Origin of the sequence: Bacillus sp. FJAT-25509 (assembly GCF_001420605.1) — a bacterium.
Lineage (GTDB): Bacteria > Bacillota > Bacilli > Bacillales > Bacillaceae_G > Gottfriedia.
This window is the reverse complement of sequence record NZ_LJIZ01000008.1, coordinates 215,171-227,221: the sequence shown is the minus strand read 5'-3', so window position 1 is coordinate 227,221 and position 12,051 is coordinate 215,171. Positions and strand designations below refer to the sequence as shown.

The following is a 12,051-nucleotide window of genomic DNA, read 5'->3' as shown; positions in this document are numbered from 1 at the left end:
AATCTTGTATTGCTCAAAAAACTAATAATTGACGTTTACTTCATGTTTTGTTTAGTTTTCAAAGTTCACTTCGTCGCGTCATTAGCGACTTTTTCATCTTAACATTCTCAGTAGAGCCTGTCAACATTTTTTTAAAATCTTTTTTCTTTCGACGCCGTCATCTCTTGGCGACATAGAATAATATAACATCGATAAATCTTACCGTCAACACTTTTTAAACGTTTTTTTCAAAAAAGATGAAAACTCTTTTCTAAAAAGAATACAAGTCGATCCGGTCATACAAATATCAAGTCAGAATACTTTAATACAAACAAGCTGAATACACTTAAAAATGTACAATGAAAAAGATCCTAACAGTAGCGAATTGTTCAATATCATCTATCTGAATTGAGAGAGGTGTAAATAATGAATGGTTTCGTCTTGTTTTCAAAGCAACATATTATTACATTATTAATCATTCTCCTACTTCTTATCTGTTTGTTTAACTTCAGAAATTTTATAAACAATAAGAAAAAAGTAGATTTATTCATTCGGACTCTATTAATCGTCTCAATGCTTACAGTTGAATTTCTATTATATGGATGGTTAATTAAAACGAACCAGTGGGATTGGGGCGATTCATTACCTCTCCAACTATGCGGTATAAGTATGTATCTATGCTGTTAAACACTCATTACAAAAAATTATAAAATATATAAGATTATCTATTTTTGGGGATTGGCTGGGGCTATCCAAGCTGTAATTACTCCAGATATCAAATATAGCTTTCCTCATTTTAAATATATTCAATTTTTCATTACCCACGGAGGGATCATTATTTCTATTTGTTATATGACGTTTATCTTTGGATATACTCCGACTCTCCGTTCATTAATAAAGTCCTTCCTTTATTTAATCTTATTAGCTATACCTATTTACTTACTGGATTATGTCATTAAAGGAAACTACCTATTTTTAAGAGCTAAACCTACCGGAGCAAACTTGCTAGACTTTTTTGGGCCATGGCCATATTGCTTAATTGTATTAAGCTTAATTCTTATCCCCTATTTTTTGATTTTATATCTCCCGATTCATTTTTTTAACAAAAAGCTGAAAATAAACCAAGTAACATCCGATCAAACTACCAATTAATTAATATGAGAATGTCCTATATTTAGCTTAAAATCAAAATTCATCAACTAAAATCATTCCATTAAATAAGTTCCAATTGTTTTCCATGTTAGCACTAACATTTCCTATCTCATTTATGCTATATTTACAATGAATGGGGTGGACAAAGTGGCAAAAAAGAAAAGTAGTAAAATTAATAATATAAGAACGTTTGCACTTTCATTATTATTTATTGGCTTCATCATTATGTATGGTGGTGTATTTTTCAGAGAGCATAAGATTGTCATGACGATCTTTATGCTTGTGGGATTTTTAGCGATTATTGGTAGTACAGTTGTTTATTTTTGGATCGGAATGCTGTCTACAAAAACAATTCAAGTCATCTGTCCGAATTGTAACAAAACGACTAAAATGCTTGGTAAAGTTGACATCTGTATGTATTGTAATGAGCCCCTTACATTAGATCCTTCATTAGAAGGTAAAGAATTTAATGAAAAATATAATAGCAAACGAGATGCTAAACAATAGCATAATAAATAAAGCACATTACAATTATGTAATGTGCTTTATTATGATAATGTTTTTTCTTTACATTTAGGACAAATACCGTATACTTCCATTCTATGATTGGTTACTTCAAATCCCGTTTCCTTTTCAACATAAAGATTGATTCCTTCTAACCCGTCGTAATGAAAGTCATTCATTTCACCACATTTTTCACAAATAATATGATAATGATCAGTTGTTATATAATCAAAACGACTAGAAGAATCACCGAAGTTTAATTCTTTAACCATTCCTACTTCACGTAATACTCTTAGATTATTGTAAACTGTTGCCACACTCATATTTGGAAATTTTCCCTCAAGTGCTTTATAGATTTCATCAGCAGTTGGATGTGTTCCACTTCCTATTAAATATTCTATAATTGCATGCCTCTGAGGTGTAATACGTACGCCGCTATTCTTTAAATGTAAAATTGCATCTTGAATATTTTCCTTATGCAACGCCGCTCTCCCCGTTTCTATAAAATAGTTCCAAAATTAATTACTTATTATTAGTTTATTCAACTGCAAGAATATTTGTCAACTTTTTGAGAATTTCTAAAAAAAATTAGTCATTTGTTTGTATTCCATATATCAAAACAAAAAAAATGTGCGAGAATTCTCTCGCACTTCAATATGCTATCATCTGAGGAGGTATGCCCTATACTCCAATATATTCCCTAAAGTAATATAGGTATAGACGAAAAGCTCGATTATTTTAGATAAAACGATTCTTTCTCAAAAAAACTTAAGATAAATGAAGTTAATTGACTCAGATTAGTTTGTACAAATTTTAAGAACGACTGATTACACTAAAAACATCTTCAACATGATTCTTTACTCTAACCTTTTGCCATACATTTTCGATACAACCTTCTTCATCAATTAAAAATGTTGTACGTTCTATTCCCATATATTCCTTACCAAAATTATTCTTTAACTTCCAAACATCATATAACTTTGCAACTTCAGTTGTTTCGTCTGAAAGTAATAAAAATGGTAATTGATGCTTTTCTATAAATTTTTCATGTCTTTTTATAGGATCAGGACTTATTCCTAAAATGACAGTTCCACTATTCAAAAACCTTTCATATGAATCTCTAAAATCACAAGCTTCCGTAGTACAACCTGGTGTCATATCCTTTGGGTAAAAATAAAGAACTACTTTCTTACCTTTAAAGTCTGATAAAGCTACATCTTCTCCATTACTTGCTGGTAAAGTAAATTCCGGTGCTTTCATTCCAATTTCAACAGTCATAATAATCTCCTTATTCATAAATATTAACGTTCTTCTTTAAATACTTGTAAAACAAAAGCCGCTGGCATCGTATATCCGATAAGAGCTTCAACCATAGCAACCCATCTTCCGATCCCCACTGGTACAATATCCCCATAGCCTACAGATAAAAGGGTGATTGCGCTAAAATATAAGCATAACCCCATTATATTGTAATTAGTCCCTTCAATAGGAATAGAATGCTCAATTAAAATTGGATGTGGCCCTCGCTCTAATATAAAATACACCGCGCTAAAGCCTATAAGTACCGTTCCATATATTAAAAATAAAAGAATGTAATTATTAATTGAAATAAGACTTTTATTAACTTTAGTAGTTGAAGTATTCCATAAATACACTAGACTATACAAAATCGCAAATATTGAAATAAAAAAGAAAAAAGCAGTTCCCATTCCAATCACCTCATTTCAATTTATGAAACAAGCTATTGAAATAGAATACTGCTTAGTTACCAGCACCTTTATATTTTTTTACACCTTGGTTCCAAATTAACACTGAGATTACAAAAACAACTAATCCCATAACTGGCGTTAAAAATGAATAGACATACCATTCACTTCTACGTAGAAAATATGCAGCTGGATAAACACCAACAAATGCAAATGGTAAAATCCATGTTAATACAAAGCGAATTATAGGGTGATAGATATTAATCGGATAACGACCATAATTTCCTATATTATACATTAACGGCATAATCGACGTTCTTGCATCTGACCAAAAACCGATACTTGCTAAAGCAATAAAGATTCCGGCATAAACAAACATTCCACCAAAAGCCATTAGTAGAAATAAAAATGGATCATACCAAGTGATTGAAAGTCCTAATTTAAAACCTGCATAGAGCATAATAATCAATCCAGTAATAGCACCTAGTAAAGATTCTAACTCCATTTTCTCTAATACAACTTGAAAAAGACTATGAATTGGTCGAGTTAAAATACGATCAAACTCTCCCTTAACAATGTAACGATCATTAAAATCCCATATATTAAAAAATGAACCAAAAAGAGCAAACGGAACTAAAAAGAAACCATAAATGAATACAATTTCATCTCGATTCCATCCTTCAATAAGTGAAGTATGATTAAAAACTAATAATATAAAAATTAAATTTACAGCCTGAGCCATCAAATCTGATAAAAATGATAAAAAGAAATTTGCTCTATATTGTAATTTCGTTTTTAAATATTGACCTGAATATTGAAGAAATATATTTAAATAAAACATTCTTTAACCTCCTTGTATAACAAGATGCTTTTTAGCTTTATACCATATAAGAGTAATAGGGATACATAAAATAATAATCCAAATTACTTGAAATAAAAGGCCTCTTAAAATTAATTCACCTTTTATGCCTTGAGCAAAAATCATACTAGGAATATAGCTGATTCCTTGAAATGGTAAGTACTTCATTACATCTTGTGCCCAAACCGGAAAGAACGTGATTGGAATCGTTAAACCTGAAAACAAATCAATAATGACACGTTTAGCTTGAATAAATCCCATATTATTTTGAAGGAAGAATGCCATTAACCCTGTTAATAAATTTAATTGTGTATTAATTGCAAAACTGAAAATCGAAGCAATTAAAAATAAACCTAAAGTTTTTAAATTAAATGAAACATCTAAACGAAAAATTAAAGCAACTATAATAAAGCCTGGAATTGAAAAGAAAAAGAATCTGAAAATCCCCTCACCTAACCCTTGCATCACTTTAGTAAGTAAATAGTTATAAGGTCTAATAAGTTCTATTGCTACTTTACCCTCTACGATTTCTTCAGCAATTTCACGGTCTAGATTATTAAAATAAAACGCCCTTGCCATCCAAGCAATCGCAACATAAGTAGTCATCTGGTTTACTGAAACACCTTGAATAGATCCTTGGTGACCATAGATTGCTTTCCATAAAAAGAAATAAGCACCTATATTAATCGTATAAATAACAATCCCAGTGTAATAATTGGTACGATACGCTAACATCATTAAAAAACGAATTCGAATGATTTCAATATACTTACTCATTACTAATACCTTCTTGGTAGATGTTTCGTATAATTTCTTCTGTAGAAATCTCTAACATCTTCATATCTTTAACAGGATTTGATTGAACTACTTTTGCGATAATCATAGAAATAAGTGTTTCATCATTCGGTAATGTAACACTCCAAATATTTTCGCCTTCTTCTTCCTTCCATTTGACATCAGTTCGTCCGATTAATTCGTTTAATGTATTATGATTGACAGGCTTAATAAACTGGAATTGAATTTCTTTCTCTTCGCCCCATTGACCTTTTAACTGTTCAAGTTTTCCATCATAAATGATTTTTCCTTCATCTAACATAACTACTCGATCACATAGTGCCTCAATATCAGAAATATCATGGGTTGTTAAAAGAATTGTTGTCCCATATTTTTGGTTTAACTCTTTTAAAAACTCGCGAATTTTTAATTTTACTAATACATCTAATCCAATTGTCGGCTCATCTAAAAATAATAAAGGTGGATTATGAATTAAAGCAGCTGCTAATTCACATCTCATTCTTTGACCTAAAGATAGTTTTCTTACAGGTTGATCTAATAAAGGCTCAATATCTAAAGTCTTAATGATATAACCCATATGTTCTTCATATTGTTTATCTGGTATTTGATAAACTTTTTTTAGTAAGCGAAATGATTCTTGTACAGCAATATCCCACCATAATTGAGATCTTTGCCCAAATACAACACCAATTGATTTAACAAAACGCTCTCGATCTTTTTGAGGGTGGTATCCATTAACTGTTACATCACCAGAAGTAGGTGTTAGTATTCCCGTCAACATTTTAATTGTAGTCGACTTCCCTGCACCATTCTCCCCGATATAAGCCATCATTTCACCTTTTTTTACAGAAAAGTTTATATGATTAACGGCTGTTTTTGTTCTATAGTTTCTTGTAAACAAATCTCTAAATGCACCTTTTACACCAGAGCGACTCAAGAAAGTTTTAAATTCTTTGTGTAAGTTTTGAACTTCGATTATGTTTTCCATAAGACTTCCTCCATTTTTTATTCCGTCGCTTAGTGTATTTGAAATACGAACTAAGTACAATAAAAAAGTACTAAAATGTAGTTTCCAATTTTTTCGGACTATTTTTGTGAAAAATATAGATTCTACAAAATGTTCAAATTTCTTTTTAACTTGTAAAGGCTTACATTTACCACGCGCTAAAATTTCGTGCTAGAATGTAATTTAACCACATAAATAATGTAAAGATGCCGGTTAAATTCTTTCATTTTTTTATCAATAATGGGAGGTACTCCATGAATAATCAAAAATCAATTGAAATACATAATGAAGCTTTAGAACACATCGTTGGAGGCGTAAACAGTCCTTCAAGATCGTTTAAAGCAGTTGGTGGCGGAGCTCCTGTCACAATGAAGCGTGCAAAAGGCGCATATTTTTGGGATGTTGATGGCAATCAATATATAGATTATTTAGCAGCATACGGTCCTATTATAACTGGCCACGCTCATCCACATATTACAGCTGCAATTACAAATGCAGCTGAAAATGGGGTCCTTTACGGTGCTCCTCATGAACTTGAAGTACAATTTGCCAAAATGCTAAAAGAAGCGATTCCTAGTATGGATAAAGTCAGATTTACAAATTCAGGTACTGAGTCCGTAATGACAACTATTCGTGTAGCGAGAGCTTACACTGGTCGTACTAAAATCGTTAAATTTGCTGGATGTTATCACGGTCATTCGGATTTAGTACTAGTTGCTGCTGGCTCTGGACCATCTACTCTTGGTACACCTGATTCTGCTGGTGTTCCACAAAGTATAGCTAATGAAGTTATTACAGTTCCATTTAATGACACCACAGCATATGCAGAAACAATGGAAAAATGGGGTCATGAAGTAGCTGGTGTACTTGTTGAGCCAATCGTCGGTAACTTCGGAATCGTTGAACCGAAAGAAGGATTCCTAGAAGCTGTAAATGAAATTACGCACAATCATGGTGCATTAGTCATTTATGATGAAGTAATAACTGCCTTCAGATTTATGTATGGTGGAGCTCAAAATTTATTAGGAATTGAACCAGACTTAACAGCTCTTGGAAAGATTATAGGCGGTGGATTACCGATCGGAGCTTATGGTGGTAAGAAAGAAATTATGGAAACTGTTGCCCCACTTGGTCCTGCATATCAAGCTGGTACTATGGCAGGTAATCCAGCATCAATTGCAGCTGGTATTGCATGTCTTGAAGTATTACAACAAGAAGGTGTCTATGAAGAATTAGATCGACTAGGTGCCATTCTTGAAAAAGGTATTCAAGAAAAAGCTGATGAGCATAACATCCATATAAAAATCAACCGCTTAAAAGGTGCATTGACAGTTTATTTCAATGTTGACGAAGTAACGAATTATGAAGAAGCAAAAGAATCCGATGGAGAAGTTTTCGGGAGATTCTTTAAACTTCTATTAGAAGAAGGTATTAATCTAGCACCATCAAAATATGAAGCATGGTTCTTAACTACAGCTCATACTGAACAAGATGTTCACCAAACAATTAACGCTGTTGGGAACGCGTTCCTAAAATTATCTACGATTAAACTATGATATATCTGAGGTCACTACAACTTGAAGTGACCTCTATTCATACATAGTTAATTCTGAATAATCAATCTTTTTACCATAAAATAGGAGGTAGTTAAATGAAATTTCAAACAAAAACAGAATGGTCACCAGGTTTATTTAGAGATTATTACAATAACGAACATGATGCATGTGGAATCGTTGCCTTTATCAATCGTTCTATAACTCAAACAAGAGAAACGATCGATATTGCTGCTGAAAGTTTACGAAAGATGAATCATCGAGCGGGATTTACGAACGGTGAAGGTGATGGTGTAGGAATTCAGACTGACATCCCTACTCTACTCTGGCAAGAAAAACTTACATCTGTAGGAATTAGTCCAGAAGTTGTTACACACCCTTCTTTTACAGTTGGACATTTCTTTTTAGATGAAAAATCTGAAATACAAACTTTACTCCAAATTTTTGAAGATAATGGTTATGAAACCTTATATCATAGTTGTAATCAAACCTTTACTTCAGCACTTGGTCCAATCGCTCAAGCAGTAGAGCCTGAGTTTTTACAAGTAGCACTACTTCCAATTAAAAATCACCAAAACACAACTTTATTTGATTTAACAAATATTATTAGCAAAAAAACAAATGTAACTGTTGTCTCTCTCAGCCAATCAACTTGCGTTTATAAAGTAATGGGAACAATCGATACTTTATTGTCATACTATTCTGATTTACAAGATTCTAATTTTCAATCATCCGTTGTAGTAGGTCATAATCGCTACTCAACAAACACATCTTCTTCGTTTTCAAGAGTTCAACCATTTAGCATGCTAGCACATAATGGAGAAATTAATACAATTGAACAATTAAGAATTGAAGCAAAACAAATTGGCGCAAATATTAAGCATGGAAATAGTGATTCACAAGATGTAAATATAACACTCGAAACACTTATTCATAAATATAACTACTCTTTGAAAGAAGCAATGGAATTATTATTCCCGCCTGTACCTGCAGAATATGAATCAGATCAAGAAGTAAACTCCATTTACAATACGATTCGAAGTACATTCGGTCCATATTGTCAAGGTCCTGCAGGTGTACTTACAAGGGAAGGAAATGAATTTGTTGCTAGTGTGGACGCATTAGGATTACGACCTGTTTGGTTACTTGAAACAAATGATTATTATGTTTTTTCATCTGAGCAAGGCATCCTTTCTCCAGAATTATTTATATCTGAGCCACATGCCCTTTCGCCCGGAGAAAAAATCGGTATTAATTTACTAAAAGACCGTGCTCAACTATTAACACACCGTGAATTATCACATTTCGTTACAACGAAACTAAACGAAAAATTAACGATGAATCTAGCAAATAAAGAAGCAAATTCAGCTGATTACGTTGAACACTCACCTCCTTCAATTCATCCGTTTGAATATGGAGCTTTTGGATGGCAAAAGGAACAAATCCAATTAGTTGAACAAATGGCAGAAAAAGGTGCAGAACCTATTCGTTCATTAGGGCATGACGCACCACTAGCATGTTTAGATGAAGCTAGAAAAAATCTTTCTGACTTTATGAAAGAAACAGTTGCCGTAGTAACGAACCCTGCAATCGATCGAGATCGTGAAACAGAGCATTTCTCTATTTCTGTCATATTAGGAAAAAGGCCATCTATTACAAAGAAAGATTCAGGTATTGTACTACAACTCCCTTCTCCGATATTAGGTGATGGTTTTGTAGGAAATACGCTAAAAGCTAGTCGTCAACAAATTTCGTATGAAGAAATTCTAAATCTATATCAATTAGAAAATAAACTTTATACAATTCAAAGTACATTTTCTAATTTACCTTTAGAAGAAACTTTGTCTCAATATAAATACGAAGCAATAGAAGCTGTAAAAAATGGTGCAGAATGTATTGTTATTACCGATGATGAAGCTCATAAAAATAATCAATACTGGATCGATCCGGCTCTTATTACAGCGATAATCCATAATGGACTTGTGAATGCTAGGTTAAGAAGAAACTGTTCGATTGTCTTGAAGACAGCTGCAGTCCGTAATCTTCACGATTTAATGGTAATGAAAGGTTTAGGAGCAGATGCAATTAATCCACATTTCCTTTTTGGAACAATTTCAGAATTGGAAGCTCCTGAAAAAATAGTAAAACTTTATGATGTTTTAAATAAAGGAATCGAAAAAGTTATTTCAACAATAGGTATGCATGAACTACGAGGTTATGCAAAAATGTTCAGTAGCATTGGATTACAAGAAGATATCTCTTCGTCTTTAGGTATAATAAATTTCTTCGGTGATCAAACAGTTTCTGGATTCAAATTGTTAGAGGCTGATTCGAAAAAACGTTCTGAAGATTACAACGCAAATAACGCAGTAATGCCAAAATCTTTCCATGTATTCCCTCGAATTTGGAAAGCTATTGGAGAAACAGCACAAACTGGTAGTTATGAAACATACCGTCAAAAATTAAATCAAATCGAAGAAGAAAGACCAACTACAGTACGTCATGCGCTTTCTTTAGTTGAGAGCAGTAAACCAGTTGATTCAAGACAGGTTTCATTAGAAATAGGTACTCACTCACTACCATTTATTATTAGTTCTATGTCATTTGGATCTCAAAATGAAGTTGCTTTCAGAGCATATGCTGAAGGCGCTAATCGACTAAATATGATTAGCTTAAATGGTGAAGGTGGAGAAATCCAAGATATGATTGGAAAATATCCAAACACTCGTGGGCAGCAAATCGCTTCGGGCCGATTCGGAGTTAATGCTAATTTACTTCACTCTTCTAACTTAATTGAAATTAAAATCGGTCAAGGTGCAAAACCTGGTGAAGGTGGTCATTTACCCGCTTCAAAAGTTACACAAAAAATTGCGGAAACGAGAAATGCAACACTTGGTTCTGATTTAATTTCACCTTCAAATAATCATGATATTTATTCGATTGAAGATTTAGCTCAAATGATTAGTGAAATTAAAGCTGTTAACCCTAAAGCAAAAGTTGCTGTAAAAGTCCCTGTTGTTCCTAATATCGGCACAATTGCTGTTGGTATTGCAAAAGCGGGTGCAAACTTTATAAATATTAGTGGTTTTGATGGTGGAACTGGAGCTGCCCGTGTTCATGCAATTCAAAATGTAGGCTTACCAGTTGAAATAGGTGTTCGTGCAGCTCATAATGCACTACTAGAATCTGGTTTACGTAACTCTGTCGAAATTTGGGCAGATGGCGGAATGAAAAGCGTAAATGATGTAGTAAAAATGATGATTTTAGGTGCAAACCGAATCGGATTTGGAACTTTATCAATGATTGCAATCGGTTGTACGACATGTCGTGGTTGTCATTTAGATACATGCCACGTTGGTATTGCAACACAAATCGAATCAGAAATAGAAGCAATGCATCACGGTTTACGAAAATTCACACCTAGACAACTTGAAACAGCTGTAACAAACTTAGTTCAATTCTTCACTGCATTCAAAGATGAATTACAAGTGATTGTCGGTTCATTAGGAGTAAAAAATGCTCAAGAGCTTGTTGGTAAAACTAAATTCCTAAAACAAACAAGATTTTTAGATACGCTAAGTTTAACTAATTTATTATCTACTAATAAAATTGAGGCTAAAGAATATGTACTTTCGAATGGAGAATCTGCTAAAGTACTTCAAAGTAATGACGTTGGAGTTTATGCAAAGGTTGACAATGAATATCGACATGCCGGCAGCTTATTAATCCATGACCTAGTAGTAAAAAAACAAACGCAAGGTGTAGCTTCCCCTGTCGAGATTAGCTTCGAGGACCAATCTATTCCTGGAAATGGCTTAGGAACTTATACAGTGGAAGATTATTCTGTATTCGTTCAAGGCGGAGCTCAAGATGGTGTAGCGAAAACTGCTTTTGGTGGAACGATTTTTATTAGTAAAGCTTTAGGTGCTAACGGTCAATACTTTGGTGGTTCGGTCGGAAAATGCTTTGCATATGGAGCACAAAAAGGACAATTCTTTATTCAAGGTAACGCTGATTCACGAGCAGGCATTCGTTTATCAGGAGCCGATGTAGTAATTGGTGGCCATAATCAATCTAGTCAACCTATAACACAGAAAACTCGTCTTGGTGCAAAAGCAAATATAAACGGATTTGCTTTTGAATATATGACTGGTGGTCGTGCAGTTGTTCTAGGAGATCCAGGTCCATGGATGTGTGCAGGTATGACTGGCGGAGTAATTTACGTTCGAAACTCATCTGAATTAGGTCTTACTAAAGATGCTTACCAAAATCGAATCGCAAAAGGTGCAAGTGTAAGTATTGTACCGGTCGATGAAACTGGTAAAAACGATCTAAATGAATTGTTAGTGAAATATATATCACTTTTAAATCAGTATAATCAACATGACGAAGCTGTATTTGTTCAAAGTTTATTAGACGATATTGAACAAAACTTCTTACAAATTAAACCTAAAAAAGAACAAGCGGATCCGTCTGTTTCAACTGAATGATTTTATA

Annotated in this window: 9 protein-coding genes and 1 pseudogene; 4 read left to right on the top strand and 6 right to left on the bottom strand. The window is 33.2% G+C overall.

Annotated features, from left to right (window positions below; translation table 11 throughout):
- Positions 1 to 405 precede the first annotated feature (405 nt).
- Positions 406 to 1,131 (top strand): annotated as a pseudogene (locus AN960_RS25425) (YwaF family protein).
- Positions 1,132 to 1,278: 147 nt separating this feature from the next.
- On the top strand, positions 1,279 to 1,638 hold the full coding sequence (locus AN960_RS06205; protein WP_091023209.1) for a YgzB family protein: 360 nt from the start codon (positions 1,279 to 1,281) through the stop codon (positions 1,636 to 1,638).
- 41 nt (positions 1,639 to 1,679) lie between these two features.
- Here AN960_RS06205 and AN960_RS06200 read toward each other — a convergent pair whose 3' ends face one another.
- From AN960_RS06200 to AN960_RS06175, 6 genes are all read right to left on the bottom strand, one after another.
- Complete coding sequence (locus AN960_RS06200; protein WP_025672070.1) at positions 1,680 to 2,117, bottom strand: Fur family transcriptional regulator; 438 nt, start codon at positions 2,115 to 2,117, stop codon at positions 1,680 to 1,682.
- Positions 2,118 to 2,448: 331 nt separating this feature from the next.
- A complete protein-coding gene (bcp, locus tag AN960_RS06195) occupies positions 2,449 to 2,913 on the bottom strand; it encodes a thioredoxin-dependent thiol peroxidase (protein ID WP_056468369.1) in 465 nt (154 codons plus the stop codon).
- 23 nt (positions 2,914 to 2,936) lie between these two features.
- The gene (locus AN960_RS06190; protein ID WP_056468366.1) at positions 2,937 to 3,344 is read right to left on the bottom strand and encodes a potassium channel family protein; all 408 of its coding nucleotides are present in this window, start codon (positions 3,342 to 3,344) and stop codon (positions 2,937 to 2,939) included.
- Between the two features lie 52 nt (positions 3,345 to 3,396).
- Positions 3,397 to 4,182 carry an ABC transporter permease gene (locus tag AN960_RS06185; protein WP_056468363.1) on the bottom strand — a complete coding sequence of 262 codons (786 nt, stop codon included), beginning with the start codon at positions 4,180 to 4,182 and terminating at the stop codon, positions 3,397 to 3,399.
- A gap of 3 nt (positions 4,183 to 4,185) precedes the next feature.
- On the bottom strand, positions 4,186 to 4,977 hold the full coding sequence (locus AN960_RS06180; protein ID WP_056468360.1) for an ABC transporter permease: 792 nt from the start codon (positions 4,975 to 4,977) through the stop codon (positions 4,186 to 4,188).
- Positions 4,970 to 5,983 (bottom strand): ABC transporter ATP-binding protein, encoded by a 1,014-nt coding sequence (locus AN960_RS06175; protein WP_056468357.1) that lies wholly within the window; start codon positions 5,981 to 5,983, stop codon positions 4,970 to 4,972. The genes AN960_RS06180 and AN960_RS06175 overlap by 8 nt, the downstream gene beginning before the upstream one ends.
- A gap of 272 nt (positions 5,984 to 6,255) precedes the next feature.
- Here AN960_RS06175 and AN960_RS06170 point away from each other — a divergent pair, with 272 nt between their 5' ends.
- Both AN960_RS06170 and AN960_RS06165 read left to right on the top strand, forming a co-directional pair.
- Positions 6,256 to 7,557 (top strand): glutamate-1-semialdehyde 2,1-aminomutase, encoded by a 1,302-nt coding sequence (locus AN960_RS06170; protein ID WP_056468354.1) that lies wholly within the window; start codon positions 6,256 to 6,258, stop codon positions 7,555 to 7,557.
- A gap of 95 nt (positions 7,558 to 7,652) precedes the next feature.
- A complete protein-coding gene (locus AN960_RS06165; protein ID WP_056468351.1) occupies positions 7,653 to 12,044 on the top strand; it encodes a glutamate synthase-related protein in 4,392 nt (1,463 codons plus the stop codon).
- The last annotated feature ends 7 nt before the right edge of the window (positions 12,045 to 12,051 follow it).

Coding starts and splice junctions, on each gene's coding strand:
- bcp (WP_056468369.1), bottom strand. CDS start 2,913: ATGACTGTTGAAATTGGAATGAAAGCACCGGAATTTACTTTACCAGCA.
- AN960_RS06190 (WP_056468366.1), bottom strand. CDS start 3,344: ATGGGAACTGCTTTTTTCTTTTTTATTTCAATATTTGCGATTTTGTAT.
- AN960_RS06185 (WP_056468363.1), bottom strand. CDS start 4,182: ATGTTTTATTTAAATATATTTCTTCAATATTCAGGTCAATATTTAAAA.
- AN960_RS06180 (WP_056468360.1), bottom strand. CDS start 4,977: ATGAGTAAGTATATTGAAATCATTCGAATTCGTTTTTTAATGATGTTA.
- AN960_RS06175 (WP_056468357.1), bottom strand. CDS start 5,983: ATGGAAAACATAATCGAAGTTCAAAACTTACACAAAGAATTTAAAACT.
- AN960_RS06170 (WP_056468354.1), top strand. CDS start 6,256: ATGAATAATCAAAAATCAATTGAAATACATAATGAAGCTTTAGAACAC.
- AN960_RS06165 (WP_056468351.1), top strand. CDS start 7,653: ATGAAATTTCAAACAAAAACAGAATGGTCACCAGGTTTATTTAGAGAT.